The organism is Desulfonatronum zhilinae, assembly GCF_900182865.1.
Classification (GTDB): domain Bacteria; phylum Desulfobacterota; class Desulfovibrionia; order Desulfovibrionales; family Desulfonatronaceae; genus Desulfonatronum; species Desulfonatronum lacustre.
The window spans coordinates 35,527-53,002 of the sequence record NZ_FXUJ01000024.1 but is presented as its reverse complement, the minus strand read 5'-3'; the positions used below and the strand labels follow the sequence as shown (position 1 = coordinate 53,002).

17 protein-coding genes are annotated in these 17,476 nt (G+C 60.9%); 6 read left to right on the top strand and 11 right to left on the bottom strand.

All coding sequences use genetic code 11. The features are described 5' to 3' along the window. Positions 1-182: 182 nt before the first annotated feature. The gene (locus tag AC559A_RS15990; RefSeq protein ID WP_498818685.1) at positions 183-368 is read left to right on the top strand and encodes a hypothetical protein; all 186 of its coding nucleotides are present in this window, start codon (positions 183-185) and stop codon (positions 366-368) included. 257 nt (positions 369-625) lie between these two features. Here AC559A_RS15990 and AC559A_RS15985 read toward each other — a convergent pair whose 3' ends face one another. The 4 genes from AC559A_RS15985 to cbiM form a co-directional block, all read right to left on the bottom strand. Then, positions 626-1,426 carry a helix-turn-helix transcriptional regulator gene (locus tag AC559A_RS15985; RefSeq protein WP_498818684.1) on the bottom strand — a complete coding sequence of 267 codons (801 nt, stop codon included), beginning with the start codon at positions 1,424-1,426 and terminating at the stop codon, positions 626-628. A 220-nt stretch (positions 1,427-1,646) separates the two neighbouring features. Next, positions 1,647-2,414 (bottom strand): energy-coupling factor ABC transporter ATP-binding protein, encoded by a 768-nt coding sequence (locus AC559A_RS15980; RefSeq protein WP_498818683.1) that lies wholly within the window; start codon positions 2,412-2,414, stop codon positions 1,647-1,649. A 171-nt stretch (positions 2,415-2,585) separates the two neighbouring features. Then, complete coding sequence (cbiQ, locus tag AC559A_RS15975) at positions 2,586-3,347, bottom strand: cobalt ECF transporter T component CbiQ (protein WP_498818681.1); 762 nt, start codon at positions 3,345-3,347, stop codon at positions 2,586-2,588. After that, positions 3,344-3,994 carry a cobalt transporter CbiM gene (gene cbiM / locus AC559A_RS15970; protein ID WP_498818680.1) on the bottom strand — a complete coding sequence of 217 codons (651 nt, stop codon included), beginning with the start codon at positions 3,992-3,994 and terminating at the stop codon, positions 3,344-3,346. The genes cbiQ and cbiM overlap by 4 nt, the downstream gene beginning before the upstream one ends. 243 nt (positions 3,995-4,237) lie before the next feature. On the opposite strand from cbiM, the gene AC559A_RS15965 reads away from it, so the two are divergent. Next, positions 4,238-5,350, top strand: a complete 1,113-nt coding sequence (locus AC559A_RS15965) for a KamA family radical SAM protein (protein ID WP_051434286.1) — start codon at positions 4,238-4,240, stop codon at positions 5,348-5,350. A 154-nt stretch (positions 5,351-5,504) separates the two neighbouring features. Here the strand turns inward: AC559A_RS15965 and AC559A_RS15960 are convergent, their stop codons facing one another. From AC559A_RS15960 to AC559A_RS15940, 5 genes are all read right to left on the bottom strand, one after another. Beyond that, a complete protein-coding gene (locus AC559A_RS15960) occupies positions 5,505-5,825 on the bottom strand; it encodes a type II toxin-antitoxin system YafQ family toxin (protein WP_035261213.1) in 321 nt (106 codons plus the stop codon). Further along, the gene (locus AC559A_RS15955; RefSeq protein ID WP_498818679.1) at positions 5,797-6,126 is read right to left on the bottom strand and encodes a type II toxin-antitoxin system RelB/DinJ family antitoxin; all 330 of its coding nucleotides are present in this window, start codon (positions 6,124-6,126) and stop codon (positions 5,797-5,799) included. Before AC559A_RS15955 ends, AC559A_RS15960 begins: the two co-directional genes overlap by 29 nt. A gap of 107 nt (positions 6,127-6,233) precedes the next feature. Continuing rightward, positions 6,234-8,282 (bottom strand): alpha-1,4-glucan--maltose-1-phosphate maltosyltransferase, encoded by a 2,049-nt coding sequence (locus AC559A_RS15950; RefSeq protein ID WP_498818678.1) that lies wholly within the window; start codon positions 8,280-8,282, stop codon positions 6,234-6,236. Positions 8,283-8,296: 14 nt separating this feature from the next. Further along, positions 8,297-9,031, bottom strand: a complete 735-nt coding sequence (locus AC559A_RS15945; RefSeq protein ID WP_498818676.1) for a HesA/MoeB/ThiF family protein — start codon at positions 9,029-9,031, stop codon at positions 8,297-8,299. Positions 9,032-9,035: 4 nt separating this feature from the next. After that, a complete protein-coding gene (locus AC559A_RS15940; RefSeq protein WP_028571165.1) occupies positions 9,036-9,260 on the bottom strand; it encodes a MoaD/ThiS family protein in 225 nt (74 codons plus the stop codon). Between the two features lie 428 nt (positions 9,261-9,688). On the opposite strand from AC559A_RS15940, the gene AC559A_RS15935 reads away from it, so the two are divergent. From AC559A_RS15935 to lptA, 4 genes are all read left to right on the top strand, one after another. After that, positions 9,689-11,368 carry a DegT/DnrJ/EryC1/StrS family aminotransferase gene (locus AC559A_RS15935; protein ID WP_498818675.1) on the top strand — a complete coding sequence of 560 codons (1,680 nt, stop codon included), beginning with the start codon at positions 9,689-9,691 and terminating at the stop codon, positions 11,366-11,368. Positions 11,369-11,400: 32 nt separating this feature from the next. After that, positions 11,401-12,405: a Gfo/Idh/MocA family protein gene (locus tag AC559A_RS15930; RefSeq protein WP_498818674.1), complete on the top strand. Its 1,005-nt coding sequence runs from the start codon at positions 11,401-11,403 to the stop codon at positions 12,403-12,405. Between the two features lie 2 nt (positions 12,406-12,407). Further along, positions 12,408-13,559 carry a lipid-A-disaccharide synthase gene (lpxB, locus tag AC559A_RS15925; RefSeq protein ID WP_498818673.1) on the top strand — a complete coding sequence of 384 codons (1,152 nt, stop codon included), beginning with the start codon at positions 12,408-12,410 and terminating at the stop codon, positions 13,557-13,559. A 363-nt stretch (positions 13,560-13,922) separates the two neighbouring features. Next, entirely contained in the window at positions 13,923-14,411 is a 489-nt protein-coding gene (gene lptA, locus AC559A_RS15920) for a lipopolysaccharide transport periplasmic protein LptA (RefSeq protein WP_498818672.1), read from the top strand. A gap of 77 nt (positions 14,412-14,488) precedes the next feature. Here lptA and lptE read toward each other — a convergent pair whose 3' ends face one another. Together lptE and AC559A_RS15910 are read right to left on the bottom strand one after the other, a co-directional pair. Further along, positions 14,489-14,986 (bottom strand): LPS assembly lipoprotein LptE, encoded by a 498-nt coding sequence (gene lptE, locus AC559A_RS15915; protein WP_498818671.1) that lies wholly within the window; start codon positions 14,984-14,986, stop codon positions 14,489-14,491. A gap of 60 nt (positions 14,987-15,046) precedes the next feature. Beyond that, positions 15,047-17,467: an LPS-assembly protein LptD gene (locus AC559A_RS15910; protein ID WP_498818670.1), complete on the bottom strand. Its 2,421-nt coding sequence runs from the start codon at positions 17,465-17,467 to the stop codon at positions 15,047-15,049. Positions 17,468-17,476 lie beyond the last annotated feature (9 nt).

The following is a 17,476-nucleotide window of genomic DNA, read 5'->3' as shown; positions in this document are numbered from 1 at the left end:
TGACTGTTTACCTGGAAGCCAAAATGTATCGTCCATAAGGCTTAGCCTATTTCTATTCTTATATCGCAACATAGCAGTGACCTCGTTTTTTAAATCTTAATATCACTACTATAGCATACAATGCAAGCAAAATATTTAGTTAAATCGAATGCCTGCCCGGACTTTTTGCAGGGAGATCTTTGATGACTCATTTCGCGATTCGTGGCTTGATGCATGAAGCGGCCTTGAGCGAGGACATTGACCCTGACCAATTGTCGTTTGTCCATTCCGTAAAGGTTGTGCGGCGAAAGCTGCCGTTTTTCGGCGCTTTTCCCCCCTCAGCAGTGGATGACGTTTCACAAATCCGTGCTGAAGGAAATTCTGGATGAACGTGTTGTCTCGAGTCGTAATTGTAAATGTCCGCGGGGAGTAAAACGCAAAATGAGCAACTACCCTGTGAGGCCGAGAAATTCAAAACCTGAGCCTGTTTCAGATTACGAAATCTGCGTCGAAATATTTTAAATGAACAGTATTGTGATTAATCCGGAAAAATCAAATTGTCTCGGCGGCCTGTGGTGATTGCCGGATGGTCGGATCATGGACGTGATCCATACCTACCATGGCACAGGCTCAAAACCTGACCCAGTCAAAAATATTGTTTTGCCGCGGCCAGGACCCGTTCCCGCACGGCCAGGCGCAGTTCCTCCGGGGCCAGGACCTCCACGTCCGGACCGTATTTGAGGATTTCCATGACCAGTTCGCGTTGGTCCCCGTAGGGTAGGCGCAGTTCGTAGGCCTCGCCGCACCATGCGCCGAGCTGGTCCGGGTGCCAGACCTCGCTTTCCACCCAGCGGGCCGCCTGGCCGGTGAAGCGCAAGACGGCGGTGCGTTCCGGGGGGCGCAGGAAAATGCCGAAGGAGTCGTGCATCAGGGCGTCCAGGGTTTTGTTGTCCGGCATGTTGGCCTGTTCGGGCAGCACCTGGGCTTCGACGATCCGGTCCAGGGCGAAGGTGCGGCGGTCGTCGGCCTGGTCGCAGTGGGCGAGGAGGTACCAGGCGTCCCGGTAGCGGAGCAGGCGGAAGGGGTGGATGGTTCGTGGGCTTGGGGTCTGTTTGTCCGGTCCGTGATAGAGCAGCCGGATCTTGCGGGAGCCTAGCAGACCGGCGGCCAGGGCCTCGAAGACCGGCGGACGCACCGGACGGGGACGCATGGGATGCAGCAGAACGCGGTGGATCAAGTCGTCCACGTTGAGCCCCATGTCCTGCACGGCCAGGCGCAGGCGCTTCAGGAGATCTTGCAACGGCCGCTGGAGCAGGCCCGGTTGGGTGGACTCCAGGAACTGGATGGCCGCCAGCGGCGTGGAGTTCGGATTCGTTGAACCAGAATCCGGGCAGCTCGAAGGCTCCGGCCGCCGGATCGTACCGATAGCCTCCGGCGTCGCGATCAAAGACGATGGGCGCGCCCGGCATGTCGCGCATCTCGGCGATGATCCGTTTGACCGTGGCCTGGGAGCATTCCAGTTCGTCCTGGATGCGGGTGCGGGGAACGGGCTGGTTGTGGGTGCGAAAGAGCCGATGCAGGGCGTAGATGCGTTGGGCGCGGTTCATGCCTCCCTCCTGTGGAAGTCAGTGGTGGCTTGGCGCGCCGCGATCCTTGGTCCGGGCGGGTCAGTGGTCGTGGGGCAGGGCGTGGGGGATCAGGGAGTGGGGTTTTTCCTGGCCGTGGGCGGTCATCAGGCTTTCGTCGGCCATGATGGTTCGGGCTGGTCCGTGGGTTACGATCCGGCCCTGGTCCAGGAGCACGACCCGGGTGCAGACTTCCAGGGTCAGTTCCAGGTCGTGGGATGCTATGAGCAGGGTCTGATCGGATTGCTTGAGCAGGCCGATCAGGCGGCGACGGGCCCGGATGTCCAGGCCGGCGCTGGGTTCGTCGTAGATGATCACCTTGGGGTGCATGGCCAGGGCGCCGGCTATGGCCACGATCCGTTTTTCGCCCTCGGAAAGGTGGTGGACCGGACGTTGGGCCAGGTTCTGGGCGCCTACGGTGACCAGGGCGGTCTGGACCCGCTCGGCCACCTGTTCCTGGGTTAATCCCATGTTGCGCGGCCCGAAAGCCACGTCCTCCCAGACCGACGGGCAGAAAAGCTGGTCGTCGGACTTCTGGAAGACCAGGGCGATTTCGGGATTGAATCTCCCGCCGACCACTGGCCGGTCCTGGACCAGGACTTCGCCGGAGGTGGGCTTGAGGATGCCGCTGATGATCAAAAACAGCGTGGTTTTTCCCGCGCCGTTGGGGCCGATCAGGCCGAGGCGTTCGCCGGGGGCCACGTCCAGGCGCAGGTTTTGGAGCACGTCCGGCTTGTCCGGGTAGGAGAAGCACAGATCGTTGAGCCGGATGGCGGATGTCGGGGATGAGGTCACGGTGGGCGGGGTCACGAAAAGATGAGTGGGGTTAGCAGTGTGTTGAAAAAAGCCAGATTCTGCAGGCTGTTCAAAAAAACCGATGGCAAGGCGCAAAAAAAGCTCAAGGCCGAAGCGTATTTCGTCATACGTGAGGGTTTGAACTTTTTGCAGCAACGCAGCTAGCGGGGATTTTTCAACAGTCTGTTAGAGGGTCATGTCAAGCCAGATCAGAAGCCCGGTCGCTACGCAGACTCCGGCCAGGGCCAGGAGGTCGGCCGGAGCGGCCTTGAATTCATCCCGGGAGACGGGTTGGTGACCGTATCCGCGCAGGCGCATGGCGTTGTACACGCCCTGGGAACGTTCATATCCGCGCAGGATCAGGCTGCCCGTCAACCAAGCCAGGGTGGATAGGTTGCGCCAGGGCCATCTCTGCTCCACATGGCCGCGCAGACGCATGGAAATCCGCATCCGACGCAGATCCGCGGAGAGCACCTCCAGATAGCGGACCACCAGCAGGGCCATGTCGGCCATGACGTACGGCAGCCCCAGGGCCTGCATGGCTTTGATGGTTCTGAGCAGGGGCGTGGTGCCCAGCAAGACCGCCGCCAGGGTGACGATGCAGAAAAAGCGGGTGGCCACGAGCATCGCGGCCTGGAACCCTTCCCTGGTGACGGTCAGTCCGCCCCATTCCACGAGGGGGGTGAATCCGCTGATGAGCGGCAGCAGGATGATCAGGCACAGAAGTACCAGCGAAGGGTAGCGCAGCCGCCGGAGCAGCAGGTCGAGGGGATAGCGGGACATGGCGACGACGGTCAGGGTCAGGGCGATCATCACCGGCAGGACGCGGAGATTGGAGACGAAGGAAAAGGTGAAGGCCAGCAGAAGCAGGCCGATCAGCTTCATCCGGGGGTCCCAACGATGCACGAAGGGTGACTCCGGAGAGATGGAAATGGTGTGGGCGATCATACGCCGTCCAGAATCATCGGGTGGACCCGCAACAGGAATCCGGCCAGCAGGCCGGTGAGCAGACCTTCCAGAACGGCCAGGGGAACGTGGGCCAGGCCCAGGGCCAGGATGGCCGAGCGTTCGGCCGCGGCGCTGAGGTGGGCCGGAAGGCTGGTGAGCAGGATCAGGGCGAAAATCAGCACGGAGAGGGCAATGCCCGAAAAACCCGCCAGAAAGCCGAACACGGTGGTCCGCCTGGGAGACGCGGGGTGGATTGCTCCGCCGCGTGCGCGGAGGTGAAACACACAGGCCGCGGCCAAGGCCGGCAGGCCGAGGATCACGCCGTTGACGCCCAGGGTGGTCAGCCCGCCGTGACCGAACATCACGGCTTGGAGGAACAGGCCGATCAGGATGGCCGGAAAGGCGAATACTCCCAACAGTGCGCCCAGCAACCCGTTGAGCACAAGATGGACGCTGGCCGGCGGGATGGGGATATGGATCAAGGAGGCCACGAAAAAAGCGGCCGTGAGCAGGGCGGCCTTGGGAATGTCGGCTCGGGGATCCTCGCGTTTGTTGATGGCCCGGATGCACAGCCAGCAGATGGAAATGGACGCGGCATAGCCGCCGAGGGTGACGGGCAGGGGCAGGATTCCGTCGGGGATGTGCATGCGCGGGGTCCTTTTTGGATCGTGAATCAAAACCTCAATGACAGGAGGTGCCTACCAATTCTGAAATGTTTGTGTCAAGGGCGCTGAATGTGCCACTATTTCGTAAAAAATATATAGATGTGTTGTTTTTCCCGTGTTTCGGTTGTTTTGACATTCCGTTTGAATCGATTACAAAAGGAAGAGTTGCCGCAGACTGCACCGAGCAGGAGGCTTTTTTCACCTTCCAGCCCAGGAGGCCTGCATATGACCCATCCCAAGAACATCACCGACATCGCCGCGCTGTCCGGACTGTCCCCGGAAGAGCGGGAACGCCTGCGTCCGGTTATGGATACGTTCGATTTCCTGTCCAACGAATATTATTTGTCGCTCATTGACTGGACCGATCCGGATGACCCGATCCGCAAGGTCATCGTGCCCTGCGTCGAGGAACTGGAAGAGTGGGGGCACTTGGACCCGTCCAACGAGAGCAAGTACTCCGTGATGCAGGGCGTGCAGCACAAGTACGAGAGCACGGCGGTGTTTCTGGCCAGCGACGCCTGCGGCGGATACTGCCGGTTCTGTTTCCGCAAGCGGCTGTTCATCCACCCGGAGCAGCGCGAATTCCTGACGGACGTGGACGCGGCCCTGGACTACGTGCGCGGCCATCCGGAAATCAACAACGTCCTGATCACCGGCGGGGACGGTCTGATGCTGCCTACGGCCCGGTTGGAACGGATCGTCTCCGGGCTGCGGGGGATCGACCACGTCCGGATCATCCGGGTGGGCACCAAGCTGATGGCCTACAACCCGTACCGGGTGCTCAATGATCCGGAACTGATCCGACTCGTGGAGCGGTACAGCCTGCCGGATCGGCGGATGTACTTCATGCTCCATTTCAATCATCCCCGGGAGATCACCGAGCAAAGCATTGCCGCCTGCGACATGCTGCTCAGAGCCGGAGCCGTGCTCTGCAACCAGACCCCCATGCTGCGCGGGGTGAACGACACGCCGGAGGTCCTGGGCGAACTGTTCAACAAGCTCTCCTACATCGGCGTGCCGCCCTACTACGTGTTCCTGTGTCGGCCCACGGTGGGCAACCTGCCCTTTGCCGTGCCCGTGGAACAGGCGCATAACATTTTTCTGGGGGCCAAGAGCATGTGTTCGGGTCTGGCCAAACGGCCCCGGCTGACCATGTCCCACGCCACGGGCAAGATCGAGGTCCTGGCCTCCACCTCGGACCAGATGATCTTCCGCTACCACCGGGCCGCGACCCCGGAGCAGAGCGCGGAAGTGGTCATCTGCAAAAAGAACCCCGAAGCCTACTGGTTCGACGATTATCAGGAGATCATGGAAGTGGTCAGTTTGGGTGACGGGTAATTTTCGTCCGCAACAGAGGCAAGCAAAAAGCCGGGGCGCCGCGATGGAATATCGCGGCGCCCCGGCTTTTTTGGGGGGGAGACACTTTGGGGAGCTTCAAAATACGGAGAAATACTTCATCCGTCGGCATCTCTTCAAGATTGTATCGGGCGGTTCACTTTCCAAAAAGCTCCGAGTGCGTACCAGCACGGACGAAAACGATGGAGTCGCCAGCAAGGCGGTAGATCAAGAGAAAATCGCCGCCTATATGGCATTCCCGATGATCACTCCAATTCCCTTTCAGTTGATGATCCTTCCATTCCGGGCCAAGCGGCACGTCATTGGCCACCAACTGAAGCATCACACCTTTGAGAAGGTTCATGTCATATCGGGCGCTGCGGGAAAGTCGTTCCCAGTCTTTCAAGAATTGCTTGGCGTAGTCCGTCGCGCGAGGCGGACGGGTTCGTTTACTTCCGGGCGCTTTTTTCGAGGTCATCCATCAAAGCCTCGGGTGTGGTGAACCGCAAAGACCGGGAAGCCATTATTTCACGCGCTTCCTCCATCGCAGCCTGCGTCTCGGCGTTTGGAACCTTGAGCTCCAGGGGGAAGGCCTGATCAGCAATGATGCGTTTCAAGAGAATCCGCACGGCGTCAGAAACCGTCAGCCCCATGGAACCCAAGGCCTGAACGGCTTGATCCTTCATTGCCGTATCGACGCGGACATGAAGCATGGATGTTTGCTGCATAATTAAAGCCTCCTTCCGATCCACAATGTATCTCTTTTGGTATACGGTCAAGTCTTGACTCCGTGAAAGTTGCTTTTCGTTCAGTCTTCAATGGGTACCTTGTTGCGACACATTAACTGGTTTGCGGTTTGACTTGTTCTCGAAGAGCCTCCGCTGGATCAGAGGAAGTAGTCGAAGTCGTGTTCGCGCTTCATGGTGCGTTTCAGGGTCAGGATGCGGGCCGGGAGGGTGTGGGGGTTGAGTTCCAGGGTGGGGTGTCGGTTTTGCCAGATGAAGCGTTCGCCGCTGAGTTCGTCTTTGAGCAGGAAGGGGCGGCCTTCGGTCAGGCCCAGCTCTTCCAAGGGCAGGTCCAGCTGGCCGGTTTGGGGCTGGAACGGGTCCAGGACCACCGCGATGAGCAGGGTGTCCGCTCCGTCGTCCGTGGATTTGAGGTAGCAGATGATGTTGTCGTTGTTCACCGGGACGAAGCGCAGATTGTCCGTGCGGCGCAGGGCCGGGTGGTCGCTGCGGATCCGGTTGACCCGGGCGATCAGTTCCTTGAGGTTGCCGGGCTGGTCCCAGTTCCAGCGGCGGCACTCGAATTTTTCCGAATCCAGGTATTCTTCCTTGCCGGGCAGAGCCTCGGCCACGCACAGCTCAAAGGCCGGGCCGTAGATCCCGTAGCTGCTGGAGAGGGTCGCGGCCAGGATCAGGCGGATCATGAAGGCCGGTCGTCCGCCGTACTGGAGGTATTCCGGAAGAATGTCCGGAGTGTTGGGCCAGAAGTTGGGGCGGAAGCAGTCCCGCAGCTCGGTGCGGGTCAGTTCGGTCATGTATTCGGTCAGCTCGGCCTTTGTGTTGCGCCAGGTGAAGTAGGTGTAGGACTGGGAAAAGCCCAGCTTGCCCAGTCTGGCCATGATCTTGGGCCGGGTGAAGGCCTCGGCCAGGAAGATCACGTCCGGGTGGTCGGCGCGGATGGTCGAGATCAGCCAGTGCCAGAAGGCGAAGGGCTTGGTGTGTGGGTTGTCCACCCGGAAGATCAGGACGCCCTTGGCGATCCAGAACCGGACCACGTCCGCCAGTTCCCGCCACAGGGCCTCCCAATCCTTTGTTTCGAAGTGAAAGGGCAGCACGTCCTGGTATTTCTTGGGAGGATTCTCCGCGTACTGCACCGTGCCGTCGGGTCGCCACAGGAACCAGTCCGGATGCTCCCGGACATAAGGGTGGTCCGGGGCGCACTGAAAGGCCAGGTCCAGGGCGATTTCCAGACCGTGGGCCCGGGCCTGGGCCGTGAGTTCGGCGAAGTCGTCCCAGGAGCCCAGTTCCGGGTGCAGGGCCGTATGCCCGCCTTCCTCCGCGCCGATGGCCCAGGGGGAGCCGGGTTCGCCGGGCTTGGCCGCCACCGCGTTGTTCTTGCCCTTGCGGTTGGCCCGGCCGATGGGATGGATCGGCGGGAAATAGAGCACGTCGAAGCCCATCCGGGAAATCTCGGGCAGCAGACGGATCACGTCGCGCAGGGTTCCGTGACGACCCGGCTCCGGTGACCAGGAACGGGGAAACAGTTCGTACCAGGTGCTGTACAAGGCACGTTCTCGTTCCACATGCAGACTGAGAACACGAGGATGGCGGGTGATCAGTTCCTGGTCCGGAAGGGCGTGGACGGCTTGGAGCAGGGCGGGGTGTTCCAGTTGGGCCAGGGCGGCTGGTGGGTGGGCTTGGGTGGAATGCAGCGCTTCCGCTGCCTTGCGCAGGAGGTCTTCCAGGTCCGGGCGTTCGGCTTGCCTGGCCCGAGCGGCGATGGCCCGCAACAGGGCCGCGACGGAGAGCAGGTCCACGGAAATGTCCTGGCCCGCGTCCAGCTTTCTGTGCATGCCGTGGAGCAGGGTGCCGTAGTGGTCGACCCAGGCTTCCAAGGCGTATTCGTACTCCCCGGTGCGCTCCGGCGTGACCCGGGCTTCCCAGAGGTCGTTGGGCAGGGGGCGCATGGGGTGGAGGGTCCACTGATCCGTCTCGTTCGCCTGATCCGCCTGATCTGTCTGTCCCGCCTGACCCGTGCCGCGAGGGCGGAAGAGCAGCCGGGCCTGGATCTGGTCGTGGCCGTCGGTGAAGATGTCGGCCCGGACCACGAACTCTTCGCCGACAACCCGTTTGGCGGCGAATTGTCCGTCTTCGATCTCCGGACGGACCTGCTCAATGATCACGCGGTGGCGTCCGCTGGATGGGTGCATGGCGTCTCCTGGGGTTATTGGGAGGTGGAAGGCAGTGTGATGCGCTCCCAGGAAGGGTCGGTGAGGTCGATGAGTTGCAGGCAACCGTGAAACAGGGGGCGATGGCCGCAAGCCACGGCCACGGCCTCGCGGCACTGCAACGCGGCGACCAGCCAGACGCAGGGGGCCAGGGTGCCCAGGGGGACTTCCGCGCCTTCTGTCCGGTCGCTTTGGCCCAGCAAGCCTTGAAAGAGGCCAGCGTCCGGGTCTCCTGGAAGCTGGGTGGTGATGAAACCGGTCCAGCCGGCCACTGCCGCGCTGATCACGGGCAGGCCGGCTTCGGCCGCGGCCTTGCGCAGGGCCAGCTTGGTGGGCAGGTCCCCCAGGGCGTCCAGGACGATGTCCGCGCCCTGGATGAAGTCCGGCATGTCCTTGGGGGCGACGACGGCCTGCCGGGTGGAGAGGTCCACTTCCGAGTTCACGGCCTGGATTCGCTCCAAGGCCGCCTCGGCCTTGGGCCGTCCGATGGTCGACTCCAGGCAGAACAACTGGCGGTTGAGGTTGCTGGCCTCGAACACGTCGCCGTCCGCGGCTCGAATCCACCCCTGGTCCCTGCGGCCGAAGCCCATCCGGGCCAGCATTTCCAAAAGGGTTCCTCCCAGACCACCGAGACCCAATTGGCAGATCCTGGCCGCGTGCAGCCGCTGTTGATCCGCCTCGGAAAGCATGGAGAAGTTTCGGATATAACGCTGGTCAAGGGATGCGGACATGGCCTCAACCACCTCCAACCGCTGGAAAGAGACCGACCCGGTCGCCCTCCTGCAGTTCGTATTCTGGGCCGACGATCACGCCGTTGGCGAAGGAAATCTTGATCTCGCCCTCGGGAATGCCCAGAAAGGCGATCAGGTCCCGGAGCATGGGCTTTGGTCCGAGATGGAATTCGCTCTCTTTGGGCTGAAATTTGGCCAGGGTGGCGTAGCATTTGACTTCGAGCAGCATGGGAGATCCTTGGTTGATGATGAACGATGGCCCGTCGAGGCGGGGAGGGAGCCGTTCCGGGGTTTTCTCCGCAACACGATAAAAAATGTAAAGAAGCCGGGGCGGATGGTCAACTGGAAGTGGAGGAGGAAAGGAGGGCAAATTTGATCTCGATTCTCACGCGCTATCGGATCGGTATCGAAATCGAAATCGCTATCGAAATCGAACGTCAATGGCACTAAAGATATCGTAATCACAGGATGATGCACAGTATTTTTTCGATAGCGATTTCGATACCGATTTGGATCGGAAAGAGGGATATTGAAAATCTTTCGCGGAGACGGGAGGGAGGCGCGCGGGCATGTGAAAGAACCTTTTGACATCCGTGGGGCAACAACCTAAATTTCGCCTCTTTTGCCCGCCCTATATCATTTCGAGGTACAATAACCATGCATCAGTTTGTTTTGGATAGCGATGCTCTGGCCTTGGCGCTGGAGATCGCGGCGTCGGACTCCGTCCCGGACGAGGACCGGGAGCGTACGGCCATGGCTTCTCTGCTCGCCATGGCCGGGGACGAGACACTCGGGTTGTGGGTTCATCCGCACACGGTGTCCGACCGCTTGACCCGAAGGCGACGAGAGCTCGCCCTGGAAGGTATCTTTCCGACGAAAGAGAAGGAATCCGTCTCGGAGTTGGCGGGGGGGATGGCCGCCCTGCTGGAGACCGTCCGCCTGCTGCCCGCTCCAGGCGTGCAGTTGTTGCAGGTTTTGCATCAGGAAGCCGCGGACCCGCTGCTGGACCTGACCCTTCTCGCTGCTGAAGAGTACCTTGAAAGCTTCGTGCTTGTTTCGCGTCTGGCCGAAGACTCGTCGGTCCGACGGCTCACCCCGGAAGCCTGCGTGCGCCTGGTGGCCGAGGAATTGGAATCCGAATTGTCCGAAAACGGGGCGACTCCCTTGCCCCCCGTTCCCTTTGTCGATTTGAAGGCCCAGCAGATGAGCATCTACCCGGTCCTGGAAGCGAACATCTTCCAGGTCGTGAAGAGCTGCAAGTTCATTCTCGGGCCGGAAGTGGAGGAGCTGGAACAGCGCCTGGCCGACTACACCAAAACGCGGCACGTGGTGTCCTGCTCATCGGGCACCGAAGCCCTGGCCCTGGCCCTGATGGCCTACGACATCGGGCCCGGAGACGCGGTCTTCACCACGCCGTTCAGTTTCATCGCCACGGCCGAGGTGATCTGCCTGCGGGGGGCCACGCCGATATTCGTGGACATCGATCCCCGGACCTTCAATCTGGACCCGGAAAAGCTGGACGCGGCCGTGACCGCCCTGGTTTCCGAAAAGGGCGATCACCCGTTGCCCGATGCGGCCCGAGGGCTGACGCCCCGGGCCGTGATCACCGTGGACCTGTTCGGTCTGCCCGCGGACCATGCCCGCATTCGCGAGGTCGCGGTCAGGCACGGCTTGCGGGTCATCGAGGACGCGGCCCAGTCCTTCGGCGGGATGGAGCATGGCCGACGGGCCTGCGCCCTGGGCGACATCGGCTGCACGTCGTTTTTTCCGGCCAAGCCTCTGGGCGGGTACGGCGAAGGCGGGGCCTGCTTCACGGACGACGCGGAGTTGGCCGAGCGGATGCGGTCCATCCGGGTCCACGGTCAGGGTACGTCGCGCTATGAACATGCTCGGCTGGGCACCAACGCCCGTTTGGACAGCCTGCAAGCGGCCGTCTTGCTGGCCAAGATGGACGTCTTCCCCCTGGAACTGGAGCGTCGCGAAGCATTGGCCGCCGCCTATTCCCGGCTTCTGGAACCCTGCGCCCTGACTCCTCCGTACATTCCCGAAGGGTTCGGCTCGGCCTGGGCCCAGTACTCCCTGCTGGCTCGGGACGAGGCCCATCGGGACGCCTGCCGTCAAGCCCTGACGGATGCCGGGATTCCCAGCGTGATCTACTACCCCATTCCCCTGCATCTGCAACGCGTTTTCCTGCCGTTGGGCTACGCGCCGGGGGACCTGCCGGTTTGCGAGGCCACGTCGCGACGCATTTTCAGCCTGCCCATGCACCCCTATCTGCCCAGCCGAACCCAGGAGCGGATCGCCAGGATTCTGTGCGATATCGCGCCGCGGAATTGAACGCCGTGGCACATCACGAAAATGAGAGCATCATGAACGATTCCCAACCACTCAAAGTCGGCCTGATCGGGGTCGGCAAGATGGGCGGCAACCATTTACGGGTGCTGTCCTACATGAAACCGGTGCAGGTGGTCTTCATTCACGACCGCAACCGGGACAAGGAGGCCAGGCTGGCCGAGGAATACGGCACGCGACCGGCCGAGGACCTGGAAAAGGATCTGGCCCTGGTGGACGCCGTGGTCCTGGCCACGCCGACCTCCACCCACCTGGAGTACATCGAGCTGGCCAGCCGGTTCGTAACCAATATGTTCGTGGAAAAGCCGCTCACGGACAGCCTGGAGACCACCCGGGCCGCGGCTAGGCTGGCCCGTGACAAGGGCCTGCGCATCCAGGTGGGCTTTATCGAGCGCTTCAACCCCGTGGTCACGGAACTGGTCAAGATCGTCGGCCGCTCCGCGGACGTGGTGAACATGGATCTGACCCGCACGGACAAGGTGCCGGACCGCAATCTGGACGTGGACGTGGTGCTGGATCTGATGGTTCACGACCTGGACCTGGCCCTGCATCTGCGCGGTCCGGTGGAGCGGATTCAGGCCTTCGGGCATGCCCAGGACGGGCTGACCGCCCTGGCGCACGCCGTATTGGTCCACAGCAACGGGACCATTTCCCGGGTCATGGCCAGCAAGATCACCGAAAAACGGATCCGTCAGATCGCCGTGACCTGTCCGGAGATGTACGTGGAGGCGGACCTGCTGCAAAAGGAACTGGTCCTGCATCGCAAGACCGTGGCCCAGCGCTACGCGGATCTGTCCCTGGCCTCGGTGCGCGAGGCCGTTTTCGTGCCCCATGAGGAGGCCCTGCTGGGGCAGTTGCTGGCCTTTGCCGGATACTGCCGGGGTCGTCGGGACTGCTCCATCCCCGCCTCCGTGCCCACGGTGGAAGCGGCGGTGGCGTCCATGGAACTGGCCGAGGTGATCCGCAAAAGCATCACGGAAAACGCCACCGCGCCGGTTTCGTACCAGCCCATCGGGTTCTGAGCATGGCCGCGCTCCGGGTTTGGCTGAGCGCCTGCGAACCTTCCGGGGACCTGCACGCCGGGCTGTTGGCCGGGGCGCTGCGGGAGCTGCACCCAGGAATCCAGCTCTCCGGCATGGGCGGTCCGACCATGGAGGAACAGGGAGTCGACCTGCGGCTGCGCATGGAGGGGCTTTCGGTGATGGGCGTCTCCGAAGTGTTCGCTTATCTGCCCCGAGTGTTCGGGATGTGGCGGACCATCCGCAAAGAGTTGGCCGCGTGGCGACCCGACGCCGTGGTTCTGGTGGATTCGCCGGACTTTCATTTCCGGGTGGCCCGAATGGCCTCCTCCCTGGGCATCCCGGTCTTCTACTACATCAGCCCCCAGGTCTGGGCTTGGCGGCAAGGCCGGGTCGAGTTCCTGAAGCGGCACGTGCGGCGGGTGTTTTGCATCCTGCCCTTTGAGCCGGAGTTTTATCGCGCACGGGGGATGGACGCGGAGTTCGTCGGCCATCCCCTGGTCGGTGAATTGTCGCGCCCCGAAATTCTGTCCATCGTCCCAAAGCCGAACCGGATCGGCATTCTGCCTGGCAGCCGCAAATCGGAAATCCAGCGGATGATGCCGATTTTCGGCCAGGCGGCCCAGGAACTGCTCACGGAGAACCCGAAGCTCGAGTTTTGCGTGGTCAAGGCGCCCAGCGTCGGCGAGGAACTGCTTCGCGAGCACTGCCCGGCTCAGCTTCCCTTGCGCTTCATCGAAGCCAAGGACCGCTACGCGGCCATGCGTTCCTGCGCCCTGATCCTGGCCACCTCCGGAACCGCGACCCTGGAATGCGCCCTGCTCCAGGTGCCGACCATCGTGGCTTATCGCTTCTCCCGGCTCAGCTTCCTGGTCGGCGTACGGCTGGTCAGGGTACCGGCCATCAGCTTGGCCAATCTCGTGCTCCGTCGCGCGGTGCTTCCGGAGTTCATCCAGAACCAAGCCCGCCCCGAGACCATCGCGGCCCAGGCCCGGGAATGGCTCGCTCACCCAAAACGGATGGATCATATTCGCCAGGAGTTGGCCCGGTTGCCCGAACTTCTTGCCTCTTCCTCCGGCTCCTTCGAAGAGCCACGGGAAGCTCCGGCTCAACGCACCGCCGCGATGATCCTGCGCGATCTTTCAGGTCGGGGCTGATTTTTGATTATTTCGCTGACAGCGAGAGCGGTGACGTTCAGGAAGATTGATCTCGATCCTCACCCGCTATCTGAATCGGTATCGAAATCGAAATCGTGATCGAAATCGAACATCATGTCCAAGAAGATGACGTAATCACAGGTTGATGCACAGCATTTTTTTATTGCGATTTTGATTTCGATTTGGATTTTGATGAGAACAGATTGCCCTGAGGTGACGTTTTTTGGCGCTTTACATCCTCGACGATTCCAGAGTAGCTTTTTTCACAGTGCCTTTACGGGGCTTCCACACAAGGCGCCAACAGTTCCAGTCAATTCAACCTCAATGCAGGAGAACAGCGAGATGGTACGATTAGTGAAAATCATGACGACCACTTTGGTTTTGGTGTGCATTGCCGCGTATGGCCACGCCCAGGATCAAGTCCCGGTGAAGATCCTCTCCGACCAGATGGACTATGTTCAGGAGAACAACACCGTCATTTTTCGCGGCAACGTCCATGTGGACCGCGAGGACTTCCAGATTTGGAGCGACAAGCTGACGGTGTTCATGGAATCTTCCGGAGAGCAGGGGCAAATGTCCATGGGTCCGGACGGCTCCCAGGACATCGAGAAGCTGCTGGCCGAAGGCTCCGTGCGCATCGAGCGCGACAAGCAGGTGGGCACCAGCGAAAAGGCCACGTATTGGACCAAGCGCGGCGTCGTGGTCATGGAAGGAAATCCCGTGCTCAAGGACGGCGAAAGCTCCATCAGCGGCGAAGTGATCACCTACCACCTGGAAGACAATCGCGGGGTGGTGGAAGGCGGTGAGCGTCAGCGGGTCCAGGCGATTTTTATGGCTCCGCCCACGCCTTAATCGGCGCATTGGGACAACAAATAAAAAAGGCGGCTCCTCGAGGAGCCGCCTTTTTTATTTCGTTTCGCGGGAAGTTTTCAATAGTCCGCGCCCAGGGCGTCGGCCGTGCGGCGGATGGCGTTTTCAATGGCCCGTTCTCCGGCGGCGATTTCATTGGTCCCGGTCTCAAACGTTTCATAATCGGAAATATGGCCGGAGGACCAGATCCGCGAGCCGTCGACCGCGCTGAGAAACTCGGTCTCCAGGATGACGGTGGCGCGCTCTCTGAGCGTCTGATCCTGGGCTCCGGAGAGTTCCGTGTCCGTGGAATAGGCGATGATGCGCAGGACGACGTGCGCTTGAGCCTGCTCGGCGTCGACCCAGTTCACCTGGGCGCGGCGGGTGAATTCGTCGCGAAATCGCGAGCGGAGATACGGATCAATCCAGGCTTCAAGGGTTGGGTTGTCCACTTCCTGAATATGAATGTTCACCACTCCGCTGGGGAGGGTGATCGGGGCGCTGGCGCTGAAGTGGTAGCCGCAACCCACCAGAAGGAGGAAGAGGCCTATTGTCAGGTATGGGAAAGTCCGTTGCATTCTTGCTGTCCTTTGCGTTGTCGTGGGTGAATGATGGTGCGTCGGCGTTTGTGAGGACGACTAAAGGCCCAAGCCCAGCATGTCCTCCAACCCCTTGAGGGATACTCGCAGTTCGAAGCGATCTTCGTCCTGGGTCTGGGAAAAGAGGAAATCCAGAAAATAACACTGGTGGGTGAAGCCGATACCGAAAATCTTTTCGAGGTCTTCCTTGGCCAACATGTCTCGCTTGAAATCCGCACGCGCGAACCAGCCCCGAGGCAGATGGACCAGGCCGCCGATGCGGAGAATCTCGCGTTTTTGCTGGTTCTGGCGCCAAATGTCGTCGGTGACTTCGGACCGGAAGTCGAACCCGAAATAGGCCGAACCCAGGCCGGGATAACTCCCGTACAACAGATGTTCATGTTCGGTGATGGTGTTCATGTAGGGCGAATACCAGGATCGGGTGATCAAATCGATGTATCTTCCCGGCGAAAAGACCACGTCCGTCCGGATGTCGGAGAAGGGGCGGCGTTCGTATTGATCCAGATTATCGCTGCGATCGGCCTCTTCGATGTCGTACGCCTGGTCGAAGCGAACCCGCAGGAAGTCGCGATAGGTGGTCTCGACCCGGAGCATGTCCTCGGTAAGAGGCGTGTCTTCGGGTCCTGGACGTCGCACGACGACCTGGTCCATGCGTCGATTGAAGATGTTGTGCAGGCTATAGGAGAGCAGATTGCGCTTGTTGATCCGGTCGTCGCGGGTGAAAAGCGGGTTTTCGTCCTGGTCCACGTGGGGAATGTACGAGTAGGTTAATTCGGGCTGGATCGTGTGCTTCATCCTGGTCCAGTGCGCATTGCCGATATTGTCCAGGGTCGGCGTGATCTGGTCCTGTTTTTCGAAGTCATAAATATTGAACAAAGAGGTGAAGGCGTCCACGCGAAAGTCGGGAAGCCCGCGCTCGTTGAAGTCCTTGGATTCGTTCACGCTGTCCGGGATTCCACCGACTTGCTGATGCTTGTCAATGGCGTAGAGGGTTTGCCGCCAACCGGCGCTGGGGGTTACGGTGCCGAAGCCGGTGGTCCAGGGCAGGCTGAGGCGGGGAAATATTTCGGCCCTGGCGCCGGTGGTCCCCTTTTCTCGCCAGAAATAGACGGCATTGGTAGTGGCCTCCAGCTCAAACGGAGTCTCTCCAATGGTGGTTTTGTAGAAATCCAGGCTTAACTCGGGGAGGCGCTGCAAGGTGGGGTTCTCGTTGCTGGGGTTGTTGTCGGTCCAGTACTGCAGAGCCTGCGTGTAGTGCATTGACCCACGGAATCCGACCTGGCTCCAGTTACGGCTGAGTTCCACGGCGTTGTTCCGGTACAGGGAGTCGATGTTGTTCATTCCTCGCCCGAAGTCGCGAAGCATGGTGTTATGGACCCGTGTGTATCCGGTATGTCCGTGCTTGAATTCGCGCAGGTAGTTCTGGTCGGAGACCATGTCCAGATCCAGCTTGGTCCGCCACAAGGGGTCGCCAAGGTAGCCGTCGTACTTGCCGCGAATCCAATAGCGGTGCTTGTTGTCCCGGGTCAGGCCGTCCCCGCGGAACTGGGGATCCTCGTCGGCTTCGGTGGAGGCGGTTTTGGAGTCGTGCAGCCAGTCGGCCTGCCAGACGCCCTTGGAGTCCAGATTGTTGAAATGACGGTATTCCATACCGGTCATCACGCCGCGCTTGCTCATCATGTTGGCGTAGAAGGTGGCGTCTTGTTCCTCATCAATGGCCCAGTAGTAGGGCAGGGTGAGGCCGGCTCCCAAGCGGGAGCTGAAGGACGGTTCGGGGATCAGGAAGCCGCTTTGGCGTTCGGTCTTGACCGGAAAAATCATGTACGGGGAGTAGAGAACGGGTGTGTCCTTGACCTGAAAGCGGGGGTGCCACATCTGGGCGTAGCCGCCGGTGGTGACTTCGCCCTCGCTGCTTTTGATGGACCACGCCGGAACCGGACCGTCGCAGGTGGTGAGGTGCGCCCCCCTGAAGGCGTAGGTCTGTTCGCAGCGCTTTTCCAGCAGTTCCCCGCGAATATACACGTGGTCCTGGGCCAGGAACATCTCCCCGTCCGTTACCCAGCCAACGTTGTTCAACAGGTCGAAGTCCGCCTTCCGGCCCACGAGAATATCCCCGTCCCATTCGATCCGGACGTTGCCGTCGAGAAAAGCGAAGCCCGTCTCCCGAAAATAACGGGCCGTGTCCGCCTGGATCAGGTTCGGGCCCTGCCGGATCAGTACGTTGCCCTGGGCTTCGAAAATCTGTTCGGCTTGCAGGGACTCGACCCGGTCGGCCTCCAGGGTCCAGGGAAGCTCGGAGTCCATGGAAAAATCTTGCTGGAACATGGACTGGGCGTTTCCGGGGCGCGGCCAGGCGAGCAACAGGCAGAGCAAGACCCAGAGCAGCGCCCAGAGATGGTTCGGAAGGGCCGGAAGCGCGGAGGGCCGGAAGCGGAGGGGGGGATGGAACGAGTTCGTCATGGGGAAAAG